Annotated in this window: 25 protein-coding genes, 1 tRNA gene and 1 pseudogene; 14 read left to right on the top strand and 13 right to left on the bottom strand. The window is 50.9% G+C overall.

Going from position 1 to position 23,379, the window contains the following annotated elements; all coding sequences use genetic code 11:
* Positions 1 to 4: 4 nt before the first annotated feature.
* Positions 5 to 1,435, bottom strand: coding sequence for a cardiolipin synthase (cls, locus tag KO508_RS13760; RefSeq protein ID WP_216008896.1), 1,431 nt, complete (start codon positions 1,433 to 1,435; stop codon positions 5 to 7).
* 178 nt (positions 1,436 to 1,613) lie between these two features.
* On the opposite strand from cls, the gene KO508_RS13765 reads away from it, so the two are divergent.
* Complete coding sequence (locus KO508_RS13765) at positions 1,614 to 2,186, top strand: hypothetical protein (RefSeq protein ID WP_216008897.1); 573 nt, start codon at positions 1,614 to 1,616, stop codon at positions 2,184 to 2,186.
* A 4-nt stretch (positions 2,187 to 2,190) separates the two neighbouring features.
* On the opposite strand, the gene KO508_RS13770 is transcribed toward KO508_RS13765, so the two are convergent.
* On the bottom strand, positions 2,191 to 2,493 hold the full coding sequence (locus KO508_RS13770; protein WP_216009764.1) for a hypothetical protein: 303 nt from the start codon (positions 2,491 to 2,493) through the stop codon (positions 2,191 to 2,193).
* 90 nt (positions 2,494 to 2,583) lie between these two features.
* Entirely contained in the window at positions 2,584 to 3,057 is a 474-nt protein-coding gene (locus tag KO508_RS13775; RefSeq protein WP_216008898.1) for a hypothetical protein, read from the bottom strand.
* A 158-nt stretch (positions 3,058 to 3,215) separates the two neighbouring features.
* Here KO508_RS13775 and KO508_RS13780 point away from each other — a divergent pair, with 158 nt between their 5' ends.
* Genes KO508_RS13780 through KO508_RS13790 form a run of 3 tightly spaced genes read left to right on the top strand, consistent with a single transcriptional unit; the run spans position 3,216 to position 5,416 of the window.
* Positions 3,216 to 4,148, top strand: coding sequence for an ABC transporter ATP-binding protein (locus KO508_RS13780; protein ID WP_216008899.1), 933 nt, complete (start codon positions 3,216 to 3,218; stop codon positions 4,146 to 4,148).
* Between the two features lie 12 nt (positions 4,149 to 4,160).
* A complete protein-coding gene (locus KO508_RS13785) occupies positions 4,161 to 4,922 on the top strand; it encodes an ABC transporter permease (protein ID WP_216008900.1) in 762 nt (253 codons plus the stop codon).
* The gene (locus KO508_RS13790) at positions 4,886 to 5,416 is read left to right on the top strand and encodes a DUF192 domain-containing protein (RefSeq protein WP_354668035.1); all 531 of its coding nucleotides are present in this window, start codon (positions 4,886 to 4,888) and stop codon (positions 5,414 to 5,416) included. Before KO508_RS13785 ends, KO508_RS13790 begins: the two co-directional genes overlap by 37 nt.
* On the opposite strand, the gene KO508_RS13795 is transcribed toward KO508_RS13790, so the two are convergent.
* Together KO508_RS13795 and KO508_RS13800 are read right to left on the bottom strand one after the other, a co-directional pair.
* Positions 5,413 to 6,195 (bottom strand): enoyl-CoA hydratase, encoded by a 783-nt coding sequence (locus KO508_RS13795; protein WP_216008901.1) that lies wholly within the window; start codon positions 6,193 to 6,195, stop codon positions 5,413 to 5,415. The genes KO508_RS13790 and KO508_RS13795 overlap by 4 nt on opposite strands.
* 86 nt (positions 6,196 to 6,281) lie before the next feature.
* On the bottom strand, positions 6,282 to 7,298 hold the full coding sequence (locus KO508_RS13800) for an AraC family transcriptional regulator (RefSeq protein ID WP_216008902.1): 1,017 nt from the start codon (positions 7,296 to 7,298) through the stop codon (positions 6,282 to 6,284).
* Positions 7,299 to 7,444: 146 nt separating this feature from the next.
* On the opposite strand from KO508_RS13800, the gene KO508_RS13805 reads away from it, so the two are divergent.
* Both KO508_RS13805 and KO508_RS13810 read left to right on the top strand, forming a co-directional pair.
* Positions 7,445 to 8,347 (top strand): fatty acid desaturase family protein, encoded by a 903-nt coding sequence (locus KO508_RS13805; RefSeq protein ID WP_216008903.1) that lies wholly within the window; start codon positions 7,445 to 7,447, stop codon positions 8,345 to 8,347.
* Positions 8,348 to 8,520: 173 nt separating this feature from the next.
* Positions 8,521 to 8,664, top strand: coding sequence for a hypothetical protein (locus tag KO508_RS13810; protein WP_216008904.1), 144 nt, complete (start codon positions 8,521 to 8,523; stop codon positions 8,662 to 8,664).
* A gap of 28 nt (positions 8,665 to 8,692) precedes the next feature.
* On the opposite strand, the gene KO508_RS13815 is transcribed toward KO508_RS13810, so the two are convergent.
* The 4 genes from KO508_RS13815 to KO508_RS13830 all read right to left on the bottom strand — a co-directional run bounded on the left by KO508_RS13815 (position 8,693) and on the right by KO508_RS13830 (position 11,364).
* Entirely contained in the window at positions 8,693 to 8,968 is a 276-nt protein-coding gene (locus KO508_RS13815) for a YrhK family protein (RefSeq protein WP_216008905.1), read from the bottom strand.
* A 123-nt stretch (positions 8,969 to 9,091) separates the two neighbouring features.
* Positions 9,092 to 10,129, bottom strand: a complete 1,038-nt coding sequence (locus KO508_RS13820) for a hypothetical protein (protein ID WP_216008906.1) — start codon at positions 10,127 to 10,129, stop codon at positions 9,092 to 9,094.
* Positions 10,126 to 10,596 carry a hypothetical protein gene (locus tag KO508_RS13825; protein WP_216008907.1) on the bottom strand — a complete coding sequence of 157 codons (471 nt, stop codon included), beginning with the start codon at positions 10,594 to 10,596 and terminating at the stop codon, positions 10,126 to 10,128. The genes KO508_RS13820 and KO508_RS13825 overlap by 4 nt, the downstream gene beginning before the upstream one ends.
* A 120-nt stretch (positions 10,597 to 10,716) precedes the next feature.
* Entirely contained in the window at positions 10,717 to 11,364 is a 648-nt protein-coding gene (locus tag KO508_RS13830) for a glutathione S-transferase (protein ID WP_216008908.1), read from the bottom strand.
* Between the two features lie 499 nt (positions 11,365 to 11,863).
* Here KO508_RS13830 and choX point away from each other — a divergent pair, with 499 nt between their 5' ends.
* Positions 11,864 to 12,811 (top strand): choline ABC transporter substrate-binding protein, encoded by a 948-nt coding sequence (gene choX, locus KO508_RS13835; protein WP_216008909.1) that lies wholly within the window; start codon positions 11,864 to 11,866, stop codon positions 12,809 to 12,811.
* Positions 12,812 to 12,862: 51 nt separating this feature from the next.
* Positions 12,863 to 13,377, top strand: a pseudogene (locus KO508_RS18890) (IS3 family transposase); the annotation flags it as partial.
* A gap of 76 nt (positions 13,378 to 13,453) precedes the next feature.
* On the opposite strand, the gene KO508_RS13845 reads toward KO508_RS18890, so the two are convergent.
* Positions 13,454 to 13,540, bottom strand: a tRNA-Leu gene (locus KO508_RS13845).
* A gap of 72 nt (positions 13,541 to 13,612) precedes the next feature.
* Positions 13,613 to 14,251, bottom strand: coding sequence for a class I SAM-dependent methyltransferase (locus KO508_RS13850; protein WP_216008911.1), 639 nt, complete (start codon positions 14,249 to 14,251; stop codon positions 13,613 to 13,615).
* Positions 14,252 to 14,434: 183 nt separating this feature from the next.
* Here KO508_RS13850 and KO508_RS13855 point away from each other — a divergent pair, with 183 nt between their 5' ends.
* Genes KO508_RS13855 through cydC form a run of 4 tightly spaced genes read left to right on the top strand, consistent with a single transcriptional unit; the run spans position 14,435 to position 20,191 of the window.
* On the top strand, positions 14,435 to 15,862 hold the full coding sequence (locus tag KO508_RS13855; protein WP_216008912.1) for a cytochrome ubiquinol oxidase subunit I: 1,428 nt from the start codon (positions 14,435 to 14,437) through the stop codon (positions 15,860 to 15,862).
* Between the two features lie 2 nt (positions 15,863 to 15,864).
* Positions 15,865 to 16,866: a cytochrome d ubiquinol oxidase subunit II gene (cydB, locus tag KO508_RS13860; RefSeq protein WP_200364633.1), complete on the top strand. Its 1,002-nt coding sequence runs from the start codon at positions 15,865 to 15,867 to the stop codon at positions 16,864 to 16,866.
* Positions 16,867 to 18,582: a thiol reductant ABC exporter subunit CydD gene (gene cydD, locus KO508_RS13865; RefSeq protein ID WP_216008913.1), complete on the top strand. Its 1,716-nt coding sequence runs from the start codon at positions 16,867 to 16,869 to the stop codon at positions 18,580 to 18,582.
* Positions 18,575 to 20,191, top strand: coding sequence for a thiol reductant ABC exporter subunit CydC (cydC, locus tag KO508_RS13870; protein WP_216008914.1), 1,617 nt, complete (start codon positions 18,575 to 18,577; stop codon positions 20,189 to 20,191). The genes cydD and cydC overlap by 8 nt, the downstream gene beginning before the upstream one ends.
* Positions 20,192 to 20,200: 9 nt before the next feature.
* On the opposite strand, the gene KO508_RS13875 is transcribed toward cydC, so the two are convergent.
* A complete protein-coding gene (locus KO508_RS13875; RefSeq protein WP_216008915.1) occupies positions 20,201 to 21,442 on the bottom strand; it encodes a saccharopine dehydrogenase family protein in 1,242 nt (413 codons plus the stop codon).
* Positions 21,443 to 21,642: 200 nt separating this feature from the next.
* Here KO508_RS13875 and KO508_RS13880 point away from each other — a divergent pair, with 200 nt between their 5' ends.
* Positions 21,643 to 21,984: a hypothetical protein gene (locus KO508_RS13880; protein ID WP_216008916.1), complete on the top strand. Its 342-nt coding sequence runs from the start codon at positions 21,643 to 21,645 to the stop codon at positions 21,982 to 21,984.
* 12 nt (positions 21,985 to 21,996) lie between these two features.
* Positions 21,997 to 22,476: a hypothetical protein gene (locus tag KO508_RS13885; RefSeq protein ID WP_216008917.1), complete on the top strand. Its 480-nt coding sequence runs from the start codon at positions 21,997 to 21,999 to the stop codon at positions 22,474 to 22,476.
* Positions 22,477 to 22,489: 13 nt separating this feature from the next.
* On the opposite strand, the gene KO508_RS13890 is transcribed toward KO508_RS13885, so the two are convergent.
* Positions 22,490 to 23,332 carry a putative RNA methyltransferase gene (locus KO508_RS13890; protein ID WP_216008918.1) on the bottom strand — a complete coding sequence of 281 codons (843 nt, stop codon included), beginning with the start codon at positions 23,330 to 23,332 and terminating at the stop codon, positions 22,490 to 22,492.
* Between the last annotated feature and the right edge of the window lie 47 nt (positions 23,333 to 23,379).

The raw sequence follows: 23,379 nt of genomic DNA on the forward strand, positions 1-23,379 counted from the left end.
CCCTTTACAGAACCGGGCCAATGGTTGCGATAACGTTGTGCCATATTCGTTCGTGGTAATGCCATGCAAGTACGCTGGGCAAGGTAACTACTTCCGACCGATTGATATAGCTCCGTTGGCGCTCCGCAATGGCTTGAGTTGTGGCCTTATCCTGCAGGAGAATATTATTCTCATAGTTCAGATCAAAACTGCGCAAATCGAGGTTGGAAGATCCGATCAAACTGATTTTTTCGTCAATAGTGAGGGTTTTTGCATGCAGAAGCCCTCCTTTGAACTCATGAATGATGCAGCCCGCATCAAGCAGCCGGTGATAATAGCTGCGACTGGCAGCAGCCACAATCCAGCTATCGTTTACCTTCGGGAATATCAGCGCCACCTTTACACCTCGATAGGCGGCTGCACACAAAGCGTCCAAAACTGTGGCGTCGGGAACAAAGTAAGGAGTGGACAGTGTCAGTTCACTTTGGGCACAGGCAAATAGATTCGCAAAAAGATGTGGCGTAGCACCATGGCGTTCTGTTGGTCCGACGCCCATGGCTTGCGCAGGAAAACCACCTTCCCCCCGCCCCGAGGATAATGGAATGCCATCTAATGATTCGTTGGTAGCCTGCATCCAATCACTGGCAAATAGCAATTGATTCTGGACCACCACCGGTCCCGTTAACCGAAGCATGATATCCACCCAGGGAGCGTACTTGGCTTTCACCAAAAACTCCGGATCTGCAGAGTTTCGACTGCCGCAATAGGTGATGCGTGCGTCAATCACCGTAATCTTACGATGATTCCGAAGGTCCAGTCGGCTCGTCAAAATAGTGCGAATAGGATGTTTGAGCGAAAGTGCAACAGCCATGCGAACCCCCGCCTCTTTCATACGCTGCCAAAGAGCGGACTTAATTATCACACGAGACCCGAGCCCATCAGCCATGGCCCGACAAGTAACGCCTCTTCGGGCCGCACGAATCAGCGCTTCGGCAATAGCGCGCCCTGTGTTGTCGTTCAACCAGATGTAATACAAAACATGTACGTGATCGGTTGCCGCATCAATATCTGCGACCATTCGCGCAAGTGTTTCGTTGCCGTCGCTCATTAACTCTGCTGTGTTGCCCGTCGACGGGTAAAAACCATTGATGGAACCGGCATAGCGGAAGGCGGGTTGATAAACCGGCTCAATCAGTTTTCCTGTATTGGCCGCGTCCCCCATAAACCAAGATGCTTTGGCCTGTATTTCTTCGAACACCTCTTTGTGCCGTTTGCTCGCTCGGTTACCAATATCTGTTTCGCCAAACAGAAAATAAATGACACTGCCGAAGTAAGGTAAAACATTGAGCACCACAAACCAGGCAAGCCGCCCCGGAGGGGATAGGTCATCGCGGAGCAGAATCCGGATGGTGAAGGTAAGAACCAAAAGTGTGTGAAGTGCCAGAATAACGGTCATCAGGCTGCCTTTGGGGATGAGGAATCCATTGCTCGTTAATAAATCAGTGCCAACTTTGTCACAATTCCCGCATCAAGGTCCCACTTAAAGGCATTTCTGCCCAAGAGTTAGCGGTGATCAATAGATACAATCCGTTACACTCCTGAAACGTTCTGCAATACTTAAGGTAGCACCACTCATGATCGACGCACTTGTTGCACTTACTCAAGCTGGCTTACTGGTTTTGATTGTGACTTTAGCGTGGCGAATGCTGATGCTGGCCCGCACCGAGCCGCTTATGGCAGCCAGTGCCGGACACCCGCCGACACAACTGGCGCGCAAAGAAAAGCCCGTGTTGCGAAAACGGAAACGTCCAGCTTCTACGGATCGTACAGAGTTGTTTACCCACCTGCACATTCTTGCAGGGCTACAGGAACGGGATTGCCGAATAAGTGGGCTGCATTTGAGCGAAGCTCCAGAAACGGTTCGTGCTTACGCAGTTGCTTGGTTATACGGGGCCGGTTGCGCCCTGTGCAGCCAATCCGAGCGGCACAGTGATGCGCTTGCAGGTTTGGTTGCACAAATTGCCCACCGCAAAACCGGTATCCGCCAGACGGAAGCCGTTCAAGCCATTGCAACACTGACATCTTGCGGAGTGTTACTAGCCTGCTTTCGAGCGGGACTGGAAGGCGCCGAATACTGGCAGAACCATCAGTACGTTCAGCCTGCAAACAGTCTTTATTCGGCCATTACAGCGAACGCACTGGTCTGATTGCTCAACCTTTGTTGTGCTGTTCCAGCACCCAGTCTGTTCCTAGTGGAACAGGCTCTGTCTGGTCCGGTTTTTCTGAGGGAACGCCTGCCACGGATGGGCGGATAAACCCACCATCATCGGTGCTTACCATAGACTCAACATCTACAGAGAGAACCAGATAAGTGGCTCCTCCAGACACTACTCTAGCCCGATGCGTGAGGCCAAATACGAAACGGCAATAGTCCAGCTTCAACTGCATCAGATCCTGTTCTGCCTTGCGAATCTTCCGAAGCAATACTTTTTGTACACTGTCCCCGTATTCCATCACGATTTCTCTAAAGTTAGCCTGAATTTTTGCACGATTTTACACTTTCCTGCCTGTTTGTCAGCCGCGATATCTATTGAATCCCACTGTTTAACTGGCTGAGTGATCGCTGGCCTGAAATACCAGCTTTATCGGCACTACGTCTGAAAGAAGCTCCTGACCTTCTTGTAGATCAATTCGCCAGATCATTTCTCCATCCGTGGTACAAAAAGGTGCGGTAAAGTGTGCTGAGTAGCTATCGCCGCCGTCGTGTCGCATGGGTACCGGATACTCCCCCATGTACATAGATTCACCACGTAATACGGCCAAAAACCGCTTCGGCGCTGCCGGTGTAAGAACCGTTAACTGGTATTCTTCACCTTGCCCAGCATCGCCCAAGCGTTGCAGAGCAACCCTCCACTGCCCTGCATCTGTTTGCCACTCACAGGGTGCCGCCAGTAGATCGCAGACCGGTTGATCTACAGCCGGGAGGGTTTTATCTGTGGGCTGTAGCCAACGACCACCGAACACAACAGCTGAAATTAAGACCAAAATAAAACCCAGAACCACAATCGCTCGTAACATACCGGTACTCAGTTGAGACCCCTAGTGAAAACCGTATTGAAAACAGCGAACCATTATGGACACTATCTCTCTCAAGGCAAAGATTTCTAAACCAGCGCCATACATGAGAAAATGCCGCGCTTTCATCTCTTACCCACTTTCAGGAACAGGACACGCCCGTGCAGCCGGATATTTCCGTTAAGAACCTGAACAAGGTTTATGAGGGCGGCTTTCAGGCCCTAAAGAACATCAATCTGGAAATTAATCGAGGCGAAATTTTTGCCTTACTCGGCCCAAACGGGGCTGGCAAAACCACGATGATCAGCATTATTTGCGGCATTACCAACATGTCTTCCGGAGAAGTCCAGGCGGCAGGCTATGACATCGTAAAAGACTACCGCAGAGCCCGTGAAACCATTGGCCTAGTTCCACAAGAGCTCAATACAGATTCCTTTGAAACCGTCTGGAATGCCGTATCATTCAGCCGGGGCCTGTTCGGCAAAGCGCCCAACCCAGCCCACATTGAGAAAGTACTAAAGGATCTATCGCTTTGGGATAAGCGCAACAATCGCATTATGACCCTCTCTGGCGGCATGAAACGCCGCCTGATGATTGCAAAAGCGCTCTCCCATGAACCGCGAATATTGTTTCTTGATGAGCCTACGGCAGGCGTAGATGTAGAGCTACGCCGTGATATGTGGGAGATGGTACGAAAGCTCCGGGAAGACGAAGTGACCATTATCCTTACAACCCACTACATCGAAGAAGCCGAAGAAATGGCGGATCGTATCGGGGTGATTCGCCAAGGCGAAATAATTCTGGTGGAAGACAAAACCCAGCTAATGAGCAAACTGGGCAAAAAGGAACTACGCCTGCAACTGCAGAACAAGCTCGATAAGGTGCCCGGTGAACTCGTACTGGAACCGGTAGAACTTTCAGAAGATGGCTATGAACTGATCTATACCTTTGACTCCCAACAAGAACAAGCCGGTGTGGCTCGACTACTGCGAACACTTGGGGATATTGGAATCGACTACCGAGACCTACGCACTCGGGAGAGTTCTTTGGAAGAGATTTTTGTCGGCCTTGTGCACGAACCAGCCGAAGGCTAACGGGAGAAAGGCATGAATTTTTACGGTGTTAAAGCCATCTACAACTTTGAAATGTCTCGCATGCGGCGCACTCTGATGCAAAGTGTGCTCTCACCAGTCATCTCCACGTGCCTATATTTTGTGGTGTTTGGCTCGGCCATCGGTTCGCGCATGGGCGATATCGACAACATCGCATACGGCGCCTATATTATTCCTGGCTTGGTTATGCTGTCACTACTGATGCAGAGCATCTCCAACGCCTCATTTGGCATCTATATGCCGAAGTTCTCCGGCACCATATACGAGGTACTGTCTGCGCCCGTGTCTTACGTGGAGGTCGTGCTGGGCTATGTAGGCGCAGCCGCGACCAAATCCGTCATCTTGGGTTTGATCATTCTCGCCACTGCACGCCTGTTTGTGGACTACAGCATATTGCATCCGTTCTGGATGTTCTCATTTCTAGTGCTTACTGCCGTCACTTTCAGTTTGTTCGGCTTTATCATCGGCATTTGGGCCGACGGTTTCGAAAAGCTTCAAATAGTTCCCATGATGATCGTGACCCCGCTCACGTTTCTTGGAGGCACCTTCTACTCCATCGATATGCTCCCGGAAATTTGGCAAACCATCAGTCTTTTTAACCCGGTGGTTTACCTGATCAGCGGATTTAGATGGGCATTCTATGGCGTATCTGATGTGCATATAGGAATAAGCGTAGGAATGACTCTTCTCTTCCTCGGCGCTTGTATGTCAGGCATCTGGTGGATCTTCAAAACCGGTTACCGGCTGCGCAGTTGATGCGAAACTACGGCACTGCGCTATGTCTTGCAGCGATGCTAGCAGGCTGCTCGGGCTCTGGAGCGGTCGAACCGCCTGCCAGCTTGCCGGTTCACGTCGCGTGCTTTGTGACCGATGCAAAATCCGTCAAGGTTAAATTGGAGGTAGCCGACACAGCTCAAGAGCGCAGAAAAGGCCTAATGGGCAGGGAGTCTCTGGCTGCCGACGCTGGCATGTTGTTTCAATACCAACAGCAGCGGGGGCCGAATTACAGCTTTTGGATGTACCAAACACTCATCCCGCTGGATATCGCCTACCTTGATGAGAAAGGCACTATTGGCAACATTCGGCAGATGGAGCCTTGCGAATCAACCAATGGAGCCCGATGCCCAAGCTACCCTGCCGAAGTTGAGTTTATATCGGCCGTAGAAATGAACATCGGCTTTTTCAAGGCCAATGGCATTGGCCTTGGAGACCGCCTATTGCTTGGAGCAAACAACTGTACAAACCGCTAGCTGTCCTTCCACTCCGGCTTGCGCTTATCCAAAAACGCACAGATACCTTCCTGCGCATCGTGTGCCCGCAGATTCTCAGCCATCACCTCGGCCGTATAGTCGTAAGCGCCTGCCAACGGCATTTCCAGTTGTTTATAGAAAGCGCCCTTACCTATTTTTACGGTGTGCCCTGACTTCTGCGCAATGGTGCGAGCCATGCCGTACACAGTGTCATCCAACAGCGTTTCATCAACAACGCGATTTACTAAACCAATTTGCTCTGCACGAGCAGCACTGATCATTTCGCCTGTGAGCAACATCTCCATAGCATGCTTACGGGAAACGTTACGAGACAAGGCCACCATCGGCGTTGAGCAGAATAACCCAATGTTCACGCCCGGCGTTGCAAAACGAGCCGAACTCTCAGCCACCGCCAAGTCACAGCTAGCCACTAACTGGCACCCAGCAGCCGTCGCCACCCCTGCCACTCGTGCAATAACGGGCTTTTGCAAGTTTACCACCTGCTGCATTACCTCACTGCACCGCTTAAACAGTGCTAACTGAAAGTCATAGCTGTCGAGTTGATCTCGAATTTCTTTTAGGTCATGGCCAGCACAAAACACCTTTCCTTCAGCAGCAATCACCACAACGCGCGTGGCGCTGTCTTCGGCAATGTCTGTAAGAGACTCGCCCAGTGCATCCAGCATGCTAAAAGAAAGACTATTGCGCCGCTCTGGCTGGCTCAGAGTAAGCGTTGTAATACCCACCTCGTCGGTATGTCGATTTAGCAGATTTTGCATAGCGAGCTACCTCGGTTCATCGGAAGTCAGAAAACAGTCAGTATCAGGCAGGATCTTGTCGCTGTCGAAGCGACCTTTAGCGTATGTCACAACACATTGGTTCTACGGTATTCACCCGGAGACACACCCAGCCAGCGCCGAAATGCGCGGGTAAAGCTGGTCGTATCGGTATACCCCAGATGAATGGCTAGCTCGTCCAGTTTCATATCACTGCCGCTGAGCATCTGGATGGCTGTTTGTCGGCGCTCCTCATCAACCAAAGTCCTGAAACTGGAACCTTCCTGTTCTAACTTCCGTCGAAGGCTTCGGGATGACATAGCGAGTGCACTGGCCACCTCGTCGAGTGTTGCTACCAAACCAAGCGGGCCAAGAATTTGCTGTCGAACCAAACCGGACAGCCCACTGGTTTGGCGTTGTTCTAATTGCAAACGGCACTGATCGTTCAACATCCGTACCAATCTCGCATTGAACGTTGGCAAGGGCTTATCGGCTGCACGACCAGACACCATGATGGCGTTACGGTGACATTTATAGGTTGGGCGAACCCCAAGAACCTCTGAAATAAAATCAGCATAGGGCGGCTCGCGCCCTTCGAACTCTGCCTGACTGATCGCCAACCCCGACAAACTCAACTCCCTTACCAGATTCACCCCCGTTGCGAGATCACGCTCCAGCAAAAACTGCCGCAGGTGCGGGGGAATGGATTCCGGATCCAAACCAATTCCAAAGAGGCCGTCTTCATCGAAAGAATACAGCCGGCAATACGCAGTGCTAAGAGGCAGATAACGTATCGCTGTTCTGGCGGCATCTCTCAATGTGCGGCTGGTACTCAGCGCAAAACCCCAGATGCCGAACGTTGCCACGTTATATTGCATCCCCAGCTTAAGACCGAGTGCAGGCGTATTTGGCAGCGCAAGAATCAGGTTCTCGATTAGCCGTATTTCCTGATCGCGGGCAACGAGCGCTTCGCTATCGACTAGCGCTTCATCGGTAATACCTGTGCCCTGCAGGCAGGTGTCCTTATCAACACCAAGGCTGGCAGCGAAGTTCATCATTACCTGACTGATGACAATGGGATGGAGAATGGGGTCAGCGTTATTCATGTGGTTACTTTTTATAGTTTTGGTTTGCGATCAGCATAACTGGCCACAAGGGCTTCTCGATTGGCCATAGCTGCCCTGTGCCAGGATTACCGAAGACATTACATTGAAAGCATCTTCCCAACAAATATCAAAAAAGAGAGGAAAGAATGCCTCAGGATGTAAGTACAGCCAATCGCGAAGCCATTGTTTTCGCAAAACAGTACATGGGACAATTTGGATGGCCGACGGTTATTTTGGTGGTATTAGTGCTGGCTGGATTTATTGCTAACCTGACCCTTTTCGCACTCGGCGTAGTACCCGCTTGGACAGCAACTGTAATCCTTGCCGCACTAACTTACATGGCCTACACCCCCGTGCATGAGGCCGTACATGGGAACATACATGGCAAACATGACAATCTGTCCTGGGTGAACGATCTGTGCGGTTATGTAATGGCACCGCTGATAGCAATCCCCTTTGCCTCACACAAACTCGAGCACTTTACCCATCACCGATACACCAACCAGCCAAACAAGGACCCTGACTATCTGATCAGCGGAATTGGCCGTGGCCCCATTGGAGCAATTCGCACGGTGTTGCGGTTCTTGTGGCTGCAAAACACGTTTTTTATAAGTGCCCACTGGGACAAAGCCACACTGAAGGAGCGTTGCGTGTATTGCGCAGAGGTTTCGGGATCACTGGGTTGGCGGGTGGCTTTTCTCGCCTTGGTTGACGCACCCAATGCTGCATGGGTGGTGCTACTGGGGTATCTAATGGGGGGCTTTTTTACGGCCTACTGGTTTGCTTATCGACCACACATTCCTTACAAATCTTCAGACCGGTACCGCAACACCAATAGTCTGATAATGCCCACATGGATGAAGCCATTGGAATGGTTCTGGCTGGGGCAGAACCTGCATTCCATCCATCACCTCTTTCCCCGCGTTCCTTTCTATCATTACCATGCGCTGCACCATGATATTGAATCTATTATTCGGGAACAGGGAACGCCGATCCTATGCATTTTTAGTCGCAAACCTTTGAATGCCAAAGCTAGACACCGACCCTAGATTTCAGGAATGGCTCGCTTTCGAGGCAGCGAAGCAGGAAATCCACCAGACCATCCCGCTCCTGATCGCTGCTGTTTATCGGGGGGATTACCATTACACGGGCGGTTGTTTTATCGGTGCGTCGCCCATAGGGACTGTAGATGAGACACCAAACCGATCGGAAGGGGAAAGCAATGCTCAACTCCAATATTCTTAAGGCGATTGTTGCCATAGCGATCATCGTTGGAGGTATTTACGTCATTATTCTTGATGAGCCAGCGACGCCAACCGGTGATATCAACAACATTCAGCCCCTGCCAAAGCAGGATGAGCCTTGATTTTGGTGATGTGATGGGATTTTGGTTTCTAGCTCTCCCAATTGCTAGCTGGTATCCGCTTAACATGAATATGGCTAATTAGCCGAATGGTGGGTCGAACTAAAAATTGGAAACTACCGATGATGAACAGCCAAACCGCCGCTTTTTCGTACTCTGGGTAAAGGAATAGGATACTGCCCACTAGAAACCAGATAGCAATGAAAAAGTCGTTAACGATGCTAATCACCTCGTAACGCTGGCGAATGATTAACTCTTCATGCCCAAACTTCAAAGTCAGCGGTTTGTCTATACGGTCTTGAACCATGGCACCTCCTCATTAAGGTAATTCAGCTCTCCTCAATCACAACGCCATCAGCATACTGTAAGACAGGCACGGTACCCTTCGGGCTAGAAGGAAGGAGGGAATTACCCGAGCATAATTACAAAGTCACATCGTGCGAAGAAACTTTATGTATTCGCTTTCCTCTCTACCAGTCCAGCCACCGTCAAGGATATCAATAAGTAAGTTCCTCAAGCCTAGATTTTGCCGTAATGCTTGGTAGGTGGCGCCCCTGAATTTTTGAACTTTCTTTAAGTAAAGAACAGCAACGTCATCTGCATCCGTTGAATATTTATCCCACAGCTGTATGAAAACACTTTTTACCTTAGAGAGTTCAAAACGAGCTTCGGTATAGAGCGCTGCAGCCATTTTTTCTTCATCAACACCGAAAACAGAAGTAAATCTGGGTACAAAACGCTTAGCGAACTCCCCATCAGGGCCAGCCATCTCCACATACACCTGATCTGCCATTATAGCGCCAAGGATTCCGCCTATAATGACTCCGGCTCCTATACCAATAGGCCCACCAAACCAAACGCCAGCAGCGGCACCCCCAGCAGCACCTCCGCCAAAGCCGCCTCCAATGTTGGCAAGCTCACGCCCTGCCTGCTTCGCTTTGTTATCAGAACTTGCAATATTATAGGTTGCAAAGCATGCGGTCAGAACCCACAGACCCCGTGCTGTCTTACCCAGAGAGCGCGCCGCATTGTTGACCGCTTTGTTTGGCGCACCGGACTGTTCCACTATCTTTAAATAAACGCTACTGCGCTCGGCCTCGGACAGCTCTTCAAAGGGTCTCGAATGTAGTTGCTTTGCGTATTTTTTGATTAACTCGTCGAGTCCCAGTCCCTGCGCTTTTTTAGCCTTGGCAAAGGCCCTACCGATGTCAGACGAGTTCTGCCTTGAGAACTCAAGAATCTCGTTCCGCATTTGTTGGGCAGCCCTTGCAGCTTGGTTTGCTGACAACTCACCTTTCATGTAGGTACGTCGTATACCGTCGGACATGATCCGAGTCATCTTCAGGTACTCGCCTCGAGTACGAGAATCCCTGATAAATCGATAGGAAAAATTGACCGCCTGAACCTCCAGTTGTCTGATAGCCTCTTCTGCCGCCGGATCGGTCGCATGCTTGGATATATCGGTCATAAAAACTCCCTTTTCTGTTGAACGGCACTCTCAGAAGTAGAGTCTACTTGCAAATAGTGTTTCCCAAATATGCCGTTGCTTGATCGAAAACCCTTCTGTATATACCTTGCTGGATTTCTGGTGCCTTCAGGTATCAGGGTAATTCGAATGGTCTCACCATCGTGTAATGCAATCTTGATGGTGTCACTATTCTCTGCATATACGGCGGTAACAATTCCGGGAGTGTATGGGATAACCCTGTGGGTTGTTTCCAAAAGAGAACCGTCTTCTTCAATAAGTGAGACGTGGAATCCTTCCTCGAACGGACAGTCATCTGTTGTAACTACAAGAAATCGGCCGCTCTCGATACAGAACGCCTTTTCTAGAACAATGCCGCGAATCCGGGCAATGCGTTGCCCTTGCTTGTTAATAAGGGACGACTCGGTATCTGATAAGGGGGAAATAGAGAAATGCGCATATTCTTCCATGGGGGCAGCCTGTCTCCTTACAGTAGCACTGGAATTTTTGTCCAACGGACGGCCGAAGTCAATATGGAGGCAACTGCGCGGCCATATCGAACTAATATCGCCTGATCGTGCTACTGCCACCTAAGTAGGAAAAACCACCGCATCATCCCCTTCCTGCCATGGCGGATACTTAACCATCGCCTTCAGGAAAAACGGATTCTCCAACCAGAGTTGCAGCCATCGTTGTAGGTTCGGATAAGGCAGACTGTAAAAAACATCGCGATCCACATGGGCGAATTGGCGGACAAAAGGCATGATGCCTATATCTGCTATGGTTGGCTGATGTCCGAGCAGAAACGGGTTTTCAGTCAGCAATCGCTCCAAAATCTGCAAAAAAACTTCACCCCGTTGCCGATATTCCATCTGGCTCATTTTCGGGTGACGATCAGAGTATTTATAGCGATCCAGCCAGTGCTTAAACTCGTTATCGTTCTGGTCGATCAAAACCTTGGCCTGACCCAAAACCGCTGCATCCAAAAGCCCTTGCGGGTCTTGCTGCTCTAGAGCCCAAATCATAATATCTCGACTCTCATCAATCACAAGGCCATCAGTAAGCTGTAAAACAGGCACTGTTCCTTTCGGGCTGATTGAGAGCATTTGGGCTGGCTTATCTTTCAAAACGATCTCCCGCAATTCTACCTTCAACTCTGCGAACAAGAGACCTAGGCGGGCGCGCATGGCGTAAGGGCAGCGGCGGAAGGAATAGAGGCGGTGAAGAGAGGTGGTCATATTATCAGTAGTGCTCCAACCCGGGGTCTGGCTTTAAAGTCGTTTTGTCCAGTTGGGTTTTCAGTCCCGACATCATTCAGTGTGGCCGCTCCCTGAGCTCATTTATTAAGGCAGAGCATACTACCCTGCTCTGCCCGTTGGCCATCATCCGATATCCATTTTCAACCTTTAAAACAGCAGCTCCATATCGCATGTTCTGATTTTTCCGGGACATGCTATTTCAGTTTAAAGCCTACTGAATGGGTTTTGGTGTTGTTAAAAGGCTCTGAGAGACCTGAACGGCCGTTTCAGACAGCCCTATAATTCGCTCCACATTACTCTGGCTTTGTGTATTAAGGACAAGCGGTTTGTTTTATTTCTGTAAGCAAATGTGTCTATAAATTAATTGCTCAAAAAACGAGCTATGGAGTTACGAATCATTGTATCGTTTTTGACCAGATCTCTGTATTATCCGCTGCCTATTTTTATTGAACGTGCGTTCAATCAACAAAGGTGTGGCATGCGAACGATAGTAATCTTGGCAGTTTTTGCTTCAGTTTTTGTTGGGCATAAAGCCTATGCCGCCCAGCAGTGTGAAAAAATACGGTTTGGTATTGTGGACTGGAGCGATGTAAAGGCAACCACTGCAGTGGCTTCGGAACTCTTGGAGGCTCTTGGCTATGACGTCGATATTTCTAGCCGATCCGTATCGGATACATATGACGCTATGGCCAATGGTGACATCGATGTCTTCTTGGGTAACTGGATGCCAAGCATGGCACCAGTGGCAGATCCTTTCATAAATGACCAGAAGGTAGAGCGACTACGTCCTAATCTCAAAGGGGCGAAATACACTCTAGCTGTACCGCAATATGTATATGAGGCTGGGGTCAAAAACTTTTCTGATATCGCCAAGTTTCAGGATAAGTTTGATCACAACGTTTACGGTATAGAGAAAGGCAATGACGGTAACCAGTTAATTCTCGACATGATCGATACCAATGCCTTTGGTTTAAGTCCTTTTAGTTTGATTGAGACATCGGAACGCATCATGTTGGCTCAAGTAAAGGGTAGAATTCGTGATCAAAAATGGATCGTATTCCTAGCTTGGGCGCCTCACCCAATGAACGAACGATTTGACATAGCGTATTTAGATGGTGGTGATGACTACTTTGGGCCGAATCAGGGGGGCGCGACCGTTTATACCAACACACGCGCCGGCTTTGTTGACCAATGTGCGAATGTAGCTAAATTACTAGGGAACCTAGAATTCTCGCTGGCGATGGAAGGTCAGGTTATGGATATGATCTTGAACCAGTTTGTACCTCAAGACCGAGCGGCTCGTCATTGGATGAATCAAAACCCAGATAGAGTGGAAACGTGGTTGAAAGGTGTTACATATCGCGATGGCAGTACGACAGATGCCAGAGCCATAGCACAATCTATGAAATTGACTCTAAGCAATTAGGTTATCCAATAAAACCATAAAAGCCCCATTTGGGGCTTTTGCATTATTCACGAACGGCTCAGGTCTGAGTTGCACAAGGAAGCTCTTGAGGGAAAGTGGTAAAGCCATCTCTCCGCCGCAAGATGGCACCCAAGGCCGTTGCCGCTGCTCGTTGCAGCATTCGTCAGGCCTGCGAGGTCTTCAGTGTCAGTGAGTCCTGCTGCCGTTATCGGGCTAAGCTCAGCAGTGAAAATACCGAGATCGTGGATCTGTTAGTGCGCTTAACCCAAAACCAGAGAAACTGGGGTTTTGGTCTGTGTTTTCTCTACCTGCGCAACGTGAAGGGATATCCCTGAAACCACAAAAGCGTTTACCGAATCTACCGAGAACTGGAGCTGAATCTACGTATCAAACCTCGTAAGCGGCTGGTGCGTGAGAAACCCGAGCCATTGTCGGTGCCCACGACCATCAACACCAGCTGGTCCATGGACTTCATGCACGACCAGTTAGAGGGTGACCGAAGTTAACGGCTGTTCAATGTGATTGACGATTACAGCCGGGAAGGTCTTGGGATTAAGGTAGACCTGTGACTGCCCTAGCGTGTGATCCGACCTTTAGACCAGATAATCGAGTGGCGAGGAAACTATAAGCAACTGATAAATATGGTGCTCCGGGCCGGAATCGAACCGGCACGACCGTGAGGTCGAGAGATTTTAAGTCTCTTGTGTCTACCAATTCCACCACCGGAGCATTCGGGGGGAAGTTTTGAGGGCCAGAATTGTATAAGGCCATGGACGATAACGCAATTCAAAACGCCTTCAGTTAGGGATTCCTTTCTGTTTCTGGCTTGCGAGCGACGCCTTTGTAGATATAACCGGCTATTTTTGGTGCGTTAGGCATGTATAGGTTTTCCAGTTCTTCCAACTCGAACCCCACGTGGCGTATCAGGTCGGCGATATGGCGATTGAGGTTGCAGCCGCCTGCCAGCTTTTTCCAGCCGGGGTTGATGCGGTGCTGCCATTTACGGGTGTTTTCATGGGGTGACTCGCCGTGCTCAAGAAACAAAAGCTCTCCGCCGGGCTTTAGCACGCGCTTCATTTGCAGCAGTGCTGCGTGCCAATCGGGAATGGTGCATAGCGTGAAGGTAAGTAAAACCGTATCCACGCTGTTGTCCTGCAAAGGGATTTGTTCCCCCGGCAGCCCTAACCATTCCACGTGAACGGGTGAACGGTTTATGTTCGGCAGAGCTTTACGGCGCATGCCCTCGGAGGGCTCCAGTCCGTAGACCATGTCGATCTGATCTGGGTTGTAGAATTCGAGATTGATTCCAGAGCCCATCCCCACTTCCAAAACGCGCCCTGTTGCCCTTGGCACAAGCTGGCTGCGCAATTTCATAACTTGCCCCAACGAGCAGGCTTTATTTATAACGTGCGGCAGGATGCGTTCCTCGTAAAAGCTCATGCTTTTCACCATACTTGTTTTTAATCAACGGGTGCGACAATCTGCCCTATCGGTTTTGCTATCATATCCGGTAGCATGCTCCATACCTGCTGGTAATAACAATATAACAATTCACGCTTAAGCAGCGGTTGGGCGGGTATGTAGTACTCGTTTGTTGTAACGTTAACCTTACCGGGGGTTCCTATGGAACTAGATCCTCTCATCTTATCGCGAATCCAGTTCGCTTTTGTCGTGTCATTTCACGCCATTTTCCCGGTGTTTACCATCGGTCTTGCTTCCTATATTGCCGTACTTGAAGGGCTTGCCTTCAAAACTAAAAACCCGGTTTGGGTGAAGCTGTCGTCATTCTGGACAACTGTGTTTGCGGTTGTGTTCGGGATGGGTGTGGTGTCAGGCATCGTTATGTCGTTCCAGTTCGGAACCAACTGGAGTAACTTTTCTCAGGCCTCTGCCAACTTTCTTGGCCCTATGTTGAGCTATGAAGTTATCACAGCCTTCTTCCTTGAAGCCGCCTTCCTTGGTGTTCTTCTATTCGGCCGAGATAGGGTTCCGCCCGGCATTCACCTTTTTGCCGCAATTATGGTGGCAACTGGCACCTTCATATCGTCGTTCTGGATCCTCTCCGCGAACAGTTGGATGCAAACTCCGGCGGGCACCGAATTGCGGGATGGCATTTTCCATGTCACCTCCTGGAGCGAGGCAATCTTCAACCCGTCCTTCCAGTTCCGCTTTGCTCACAAGGTAATTGCTTCATTCCTTACCGGTGGTTTTGTTGTAGCTGGCGTTAGCGCTTGGTACCTGTTGAAAGGTCGTGAGGTGGAAGCAAACCGTAAGGCGCTTTCTATGTGCCTTTGGCTGCTGCTTATTCTGGCACCCACGCAGTTGGTGGTTGGTGATTTCCACGGACTCAATACCCTTGAACACCAGCCAACAAAAGTCGCAGCAATGGAAGGAAACTGGGAAACCTCCCGGAATGTTCCGTTACTACTCTTTGCCATTCCGGATCAGGAAAACCAGAGAAACCTTTATGAAGTTGGCATCCCCGGGCTTGCTAGCCTTATCTTGACCCATGAGTGGGATGGGGAAATTCCCGGCCTAAAGGAGGTTGCGGTAGAAGAACAACCGCCGGTTGCCATCGTTTTCTGGTCTTTCCGAATCATGGTTGGGCTAGGAATGTTGATGATTCTGTTCGCTCTCACTGGCCTCGCTTTGCGCTTTGGTGACCGCTACTGGCGCTCCCGCTGGTTCCTGCAGAGCATGCGCTTTATGAGTGTTGCTCCATTCATTGCAGTGCTGACCGGATGGTTCGTAACGGAGGTTGGGCGAGCCCCTTGGCTTGTGTACGGCATGATGACTCAGGCAGAAGCTGTCACACCATCGCTGACCGGTGGCATGGCGCTGTTTACGCTGATTGGCTATGTGGTTGTGTATTCGTTGGTCTTCACCGCTGGTGTTTATTACCTAATGCGTGTGCTGTACGAAGGAATGGAAAGCTCTCAACACGAGCCGGATATTCAGTCGGAACGTCCTAAGCGGCCTATGTCTGCGGCACACACCGAATTTGAGCTTCACGACTCGAATGAACAGCCGACCAAACAAGGAGGGCACTGATTATGGAACTGCTTGATCTAGCATTGGTTTGGGCGTTTATCATCGGTTTTGGCGTCATCATGTACGTGCTGATGGACGGCTTTGATCTGGGTGTGGGAATCCTGTTCCCGTTTGCTCCTTCGGAACAGGATCGCGACGTTATGATGAACTCTGTTGCGCCCGTATGGGACGGCAACGAGACCTGGCTGGTACTCGGCGGCGCCGGGCTTTTGGGAGCCTTCCCGTTGGTGTACAGCATTCTGCTACCGGCTTTGTACATTGGCGTATTCCTGATGCTCGCTGGCCTGATCTTCCGCGGCATTGCCTTTGAGTTCCGCTTCAAGGCCCGCAGTTCGCGCTATCTGTGGAACTGGGCGTTTGCAGGTGGCTCTACCGTGGCAGCATTCGCTCAGGGCGTTGTCGTTGGCACTTACATTGAGGGCTACGAAACAGCTAACGGCGTGTTCACAGGTGGCGCCTTAGATTGGCTTACCCCCTTCACTGTACTGACTGGCCTTGGCCTGCTTGCAGGTTATGCGCTGTTGGGGTCGACCTGGCTGATCATGAAAACCGAAGGCCGGTTGCAGGAGTGGGCCTATAAAATCACCCTGCCCCTTTTGGCGGCCGTGCTTGTGGTGTTCGGTATTGTCAGTATCTGGACACCGTTTATTGACGATATGGTTCGGGAACGCTGGTTCTCAAACCTGAGCATAATCTGGATATTTCCAGCGCTGACTCTGCTGTGCGCTTTCCAGATATTCCGGTCGGTGCGCAACCGTTTTGAAGGTATGCCATTTGTAGCCACGATGGGGTTGTTTATTACGACCTATCTTGGATTGATTGTCAGCCGTTGGCCCTATCTTGTGCCGCCCGACTACACGTTATGGGACGCAGCCTCAGCATACGATTCGCAGCTGTTCCTGCTGATCGGCCTGTTGATCGTGATTCCTTTTGTGTTGGCGTATACCGCCTGGACCTATTGGGTGTTCCGGGGCAAGGTGCGCGCCGGGGAGGGTTACCACTAAGTGTCAAATCCGGCTCTTGACCAGCGCGCAGTCCGGCGCTGGCTTTCAGGGCTTACAAGCGGCAACCGACTCTGGATTCAGGGCACGGTTGCTGCGGGTACTCTCGCGGGCGTAGCGACTATCGTACAGATGGTCTTTCTGGCGCACATTGTTCACCTTGAGGTTATTGAAAAAGCGTCAGCTTCGGTGCTGGCGCCTTTTTTTATTGGGCTCGTACTGGCCATCGTGGTTAGAGCGATTGCTCAAGGTGTTCAGGCCCAACTAGCGGCTCAATGCAGCCAACAGGTGCGCCGCACTGCTCGACGGCAGATTCATCAACATTGGCGCAACAGTGGCCCTCTAGAGCTGAGGCAAATCTCTGCGGGCAGTTTAGCCCGGGAGTGGATTGACCACGTTGACGCTTTGCATGGGTACTTCGCCCGCTTTTTGCCACAGATGGCGCTATCTCTTGTGGTTCCGCTGCTGATTCTAGCGCTGGTGTTCTATCTCGACTGGCTTGCCGGGATCTTTTTGCTTCTTTCCGCGCCTTTGATTCCCTTTTTTATGGCGCTTGTGGGAATGGGTGCGGAAAAACTCAACCAGCAACATTTTGAAACCATCAGCAGGTTGTCTGGCCAGTTTTTGGATAAGGTGCGCGGCTTAACCACTCTGCAACTGTTTGGGCAAACCGAAAGTGCTACAGAGGTGATTGAGCAGCGTTCGGACCACTACCGTAAAATTACCCTGAAAACACTGCGCGTTGCGTTTTTATCCTCGGCGGTTCTGGAGTTTTTTGCCTCTGTGGCCATTGCCGTTATCGCCATCTACATTGGTTTTGGTCTTCTGGGCTATATCACCTACGGCCCCTCTTCTGATTTAACACTCTTCTCGGGGCTTTTGATTTTGCTGCTTGCGCCTGAGTTCTTTCAGCCCTTGCGCACGCTTTCGCAGCATTATCATGATCGGGCCGCGGCTCTTGGCGCCGGTGCAGAGATTTTGGCCAGATTGGGTGAAGTGGCGTCACCTATATCGGCATCAAGCGCAGAGATAGAAAGTCATGATAGTGCGCCTTCTACTCCCACCCCCATTGACCGTAACGAAACGGTTGAATTAAGCGGCGTATCAATGGCTTTTCGTTCCGGCCACAAGGTTCTGGACGATGTATCTCTGGTCATCCGAAAAGGCGATGTTATTGCGCTGACTGGCCCATCTGGAGGCGGAAAATCCACACTTTTGAATCTTATGGCTGGGTTTCTTACGCCAGGCCGCGGAGAAGTTCACTTGTTTGGCCGGCCAGCGGGTAGCTTTGCCTTCGGCTGGCTCGGCCAGAGCGGCTTTCTTGTGCAGGGTACTTGGGCTGACAACCTTCGGTTAACCAGCCCGAAGGCATCCGATATCGCTGTGGACACCGCATTGAGAAATGTTGGCCTTGGCCCCCTTCTGGACAGCCGGGAAGACGGGATTTACAGCAAGGTGACAGAGGATGGCCAAGGCTTATCCGGTGGCCAAGCCCGGCGCTTGAGTTTGGCGCGGATTTTTGTAGCTGATTACCCTATCATTCTTCTGGATGAACCCACCGCTGGCCTCGACAGCGACAGTGAGATATTTGTGCTGGAGGCCTTGCACAAGCTGGCTCTGGCAGGCAAAACACTGATCTTTTCCACCCATCATCAGGCCCTCTTTGCTCTCGCCAATCGAGTTCTTCTCGTTTCTGGCGGGGAGGTTAAGGATGTTTGAACTAAAGCCCTGGCTACACTTGATCTACCGTCGACCGGGACGGCTTTTTGTCGGCGCTTTGCTGATGTTGGCCGCCCTGCTCTCCGGGCTTGGGTTGCTTGCGCTTTCTGGGTGGTTTATCACTGAAACCGCCTTAGTGGGCATTCTACTGACAGCGAGTCTACCCGCCACAATAAATCTGTATGTACCTGGCGGGGGTATTCGTTTTTTTGCTGTATCCCGAACGGTTTCCCGCTATGTGGAGCGACTTTATAACCACGATACCGTGCTCAGGCTGTTAACGGACATTCGCGTAGCACTATTCCGTAAGCTTGCGGCTACCGGTCGCGGCCAGAGACGAGAGCTAACCGGAGCCCAATGGCTATCCAGACTGACCAGCGATGTTGATGCGTTGGATACTGTGTACTTGCGCCTGATTGCTCCCGCGGGCTTAGCTGCGTTTGTAACGCTGTTGGTCTTCGGACTGGCTTGGTTACTGTTTAATATTCGGATTGCTGCAGGCATCGCACTCATACTCAGCGCAGCATTTCTGGTGGCAACGCTGGTTGTTTATGTGCGAACCGTAAAAATCTCCTCTCGCCAAAGTGATCAACAAGAAGCGCTACGGGTGGCGGTTGTAGAGCACTTGGAAGGCTTTGCGGAACTTACCGCAGCGGGCCGCACGGGCAAACACGGCGCGTGGCTTTTACGGCAGGCGCATCAGGTGTCGTCAGAGCAGGTAAAAGCCGACTCCCGTACCGGATGGCATCAGGCTGGCTCCCTTTTATTAGTAAATCTAGCGGCAGTGTTTGCGCTTTGGGCGGGTTTTGAACTATTCCGCTCGGGAATTATTTCGGGGCCGGTTTTGGTTCTGCTGCCTATCGCCCTGCTCGGCCTCGCAGAAGTGTACAACATGCTACCTGAAGCCTTCAGCAAGCTAGGGGCCACTCAGGCTTCTGCGGCGCGCCTAAATCGCGACTGCGCAGAGACGAGACCACAAGCTGAATTGGAACCCATTAAACTGCCTGCAGACACGGCCCTGCTGGCTAAAGACCTGACAGTGAAACATCCCGAACATGCGCCGCTTTTAGCGCATTTTAATCTGCAGGTGAAAAAGGGAGAGCGGATTGGTGTTCTTGGGCATTCAGGAAGCGGAAAGTCATCACTTGCCGATATATTTTCAGGCCTACTCACTCCATCGAGCGGCGGCTGTGCGAGTCTACCCTGCTCTTACCTCACCCAGAAAACTGTCTTGTTCGAAGATAGCTTACGGGTAAATCTTTTGTTGGGTGCTTCGGATGCAAGCGATGCGCAGTTGTGGCGAGTTCTGGAGATAGTGGATTTGGCGCAACGCTTCCGTACTGAAAAAGATCAGCTTGATACTTGGCTGGGGAATTCAGGAAGCCGCTTGTCGGGCGGTGAGGCACGTCGTGTTGCCCTTGCCCGGGTGCTTTTGAGCTCCGCCCCTTTGTTAATACTGGACGAGCCTTTTACCGGCGTTGATGCAGCCACCCGAGAGAAAATCGTGCAGCAAATGGATGCGTTGTTGGAAGGTAAAACGGTTATTAGCTTGGCCCACGGGCCGGATGCGCTTCCGGGCACCGACCGCGTGGTTCAGCTTACGATTTAAAGCGACGTCTTAGCGAGTTTCAACAACGTCAAACGTGAGCCCGGCTTTGCTGGTTAGGCGATCAAGCAAATGGCTGTCGAGTACCGATGCCGGCGTCCAGAAACCGCCTGGTTGATCGACGGGTATATCGAAGGCCAGACACATACCAGCCTCACCTAACATTTTGCTGGTAGAGCCGTAACCCGGGTCAGCATCGCCAGTCACTTTTGTGATTATGGTTTTGCCATCCTGAGTGCGCCCTACAAAACGCAAATCGTAAAACCCTGCTTTTTGTGCTTCCGGGGTCGGGCCCTCACCCGGCTGGGGTACAAATTTTTCCACAAGCCAACGGGTGGGTTTGATAGCAGATGCGGTCAAAAAGCCAGCCAGAGCCGCTGTAATTCCGTACGCCGTTAGGCGACCCTTGGTGCCAGTCCCGGTCATCATGGCTTCATCATAAGTGAACTCTTTGCCATAACGTGCGTTTTGCATTGCGTTGGATCGATGCACAATGCGGGTATTGATTGCCCCCATTACAAAGGGTGCCAACCATACGTTGAAGGTTTTGTCGAACTCCGCACCTTTAAGGCTGGGCTGGCGAACCTTTGAGCGGTGCTCAGGGGGGCAGATTGAGAATGGGTTGGCCAGTTCTTTGCGTAGCTTCGGGTCGCTTGCAGCTTCTTTGGCGACGTTGATCATAGAGGCAACGGTACCCCCGGATAGCCCGCCTTTAGCAACCTTTACACGCATGCGCACATCCTGACAGGCTTCACCAAACGTCTTTTCAGCCTGTTGCTGCAAGAACCAAACGCCCATATCCGATGGGATAGAATCGAACCCGCAACAATGCACAATCCGTGCACCAGATGCCTTTGCTTGATCCTCATAGCGCTCAACCATGCGGCGGATCCACTGAACTTCGCCAGTCAAATCGCAGTAATCTGTGCCAGTCTCGACGCAAGCCTTTACAAGAGGCTCTCCATACAGTGCGTAAGGCCCAACTGTAGAGATAACCACTCGTGTTTGCTCGCACATCGCTTTTAGGGCCTGATCATCCGTAGCATCTGCGAGTATCACCGGCAGTTCACCGGCGCTTGCGCCCAAGCTGGATTTAAGTGAGCTCAGTTTGGATTCTGAACGACCGGCAATGGCCCACTTGACCTCACCTGCAATGCCGTATGAATCAAACAAATATTGGGTAAGTATCTGGCCGACGAAACTGCTAGCTCCGAAGACAATCAGGTCGTATGTGGTTTGTGCTGGCTTGGTCATTACCTATCCTTTTAAAGAGGTCTTTCTACGATTATTGAGCGAATGCTGTTAAGAGTCGCAATGCACGGATCTTAACAGCTTTAAGCTGACGTTCTAACTTCATACGGAGCGCTTTAGTGTCGTCGTCACGGCCAATCGCACAGCCCGGCCGATCAGGCACACTGCTGAATATCGAATAAATGAATCCTCGGAGACATGAAGTGGCCACTTTCCTCTTGATACTTAGCTTACTTCTCGCCGTGTTCAGCGGCGTTCTTTGCTGGCAAGTGATCGAGCAACGCAAAATCGTTGCTCACGCGATCACCGAGACTAAACAGAAGGATCCCTTATTCGATTTAGATAAAAAACCGGAGTTGATCCTTACGTTAAAAGTGCTCAATCCGATTGATGTGGCAAAGCGGGAATCCCGTTCTGCTCGGGTTTTAGCCGATAAACTCCCTGTGATGGTGCGTAAACTGGTCTATCAAGAAGTAATGAAAGAACTGGAAGTTGAGATGGTTGAGCGTGGCATCGACGTTGAGCTGAATATTGAATACCGCTAGGAGAATTCCGCTATGACTACCTCTCTCGCCTTCGCATGGCTCTTGCTGGCGACTGCAGCCGGAAGTCTTTGTTATGGATTTTGGCAGCTCCAGCGCACCAGAACGCTTATGCGTATGCTCAACGCCCACCGCATAGCGGTTAACAGCGATATACAAAAGCGGCGCTCGGATCTTTACGAAGTCCGTAACAGGGCGAAGCTGTTGGAAGATACGGTATCCGGCGGCGCCAGTGCGGTGGAAAAGATGCACAGAGCCATTTCTAATACCACCTTCAGTCTCGTCGCTCGGTTTTCAAAAGACGACGAGTTTCGGCAAAGTGCAAACAAAGCTCGGCAAACACACGATCAGGCGAGTAAGCAGGTTTACCATGCCGTGCGCACCACCAACAAAGCCATCCACATTCTCGCGGATTCTCTGTTTATCACCAAGGCAGAAAAGCGGGTCATATTAAGAAGAGGCGACCGTTCAGGCTCGACGGATAAAGACCAATAACCTGTTAAGTTGATCAGTTCTTTTTAAGGCGTTTAAGGTTGGCTTCAACCGTTACCGTAAGTGAGTCAAGCTCTTCAGCACGGGCTAAACCTTCCGCTCGTGCTCGGTACAGGTGCGGCGTCATCGCCAACAAATCGGCAATGGCGTTTTTGTTTGGCAACGTTAGGCTGTAACGAATAACGTTCGTCTCTACCGTGGTAAATCCATCCGGAGCTGCATTTGAAGGCTGTTTGGGCGCTTTCAGTTCCGGGTAAATGATTTCACGCAGCTCTCTAAGGTGGTCCGGCCCCGCCTCCACCAGAACAGCCTCTCCACCTGAACGTAGCACCCGGGCAAATTCCGGATACACGGGAAAGCCAAACAGGCACAGAACGCGGTCCAATGCTTCCGGCAATACAGGCAAGTTTGCATTGCTTCCCACAACCCAAGCGGGGCCTTTATATTGCTTGGCAGCTGCAAGCACGGCCCACTTGGAAATATCCAACCCCACAAGAGAAAGATCGGTGGTGTCGGGCGCCTTTTCGGCCAAATAGTGCATGTAATACCCTTCACCACACCCCGCATCCAAGCACGCCAACGTAGTCTCGCGGTCGTTGTTATGAAAAACGGCCGAGCTGAGAGCTTCTGCAATAGGCTGATAAAAGCCAGCGTTCAAAAATCGCTGGCGAGCCGAAACCATCTCTTTATTGTCGCCGGGATCTTTGGAGCGCTTGTTCTGCACGGGTAGCAAATGGACGTAGCCCTGTCGGGCAATATCAAAACTATGACCAGCTTCGCACTGCCAACTTCTGCCATTTAACTGCAACGCAGAACCGTCGAGTGGGCAAGCAAAAGCTTCGAACGGATTGATAGCCATTGAAAGATATCCGGGTTGGTAGGGTGATTATAAACACAAGCAAATAG

It is taken from the genome of Marinobacter salexigens, assembly GCF_018860765.1.
Taxonomy (GTDB): Bacteria; Pseudomonadota; Gammaproteobacteria; order Pseudomonadales; family Oleiphilaceae; genus Marinobacter; species Marinobacter salexigens_A.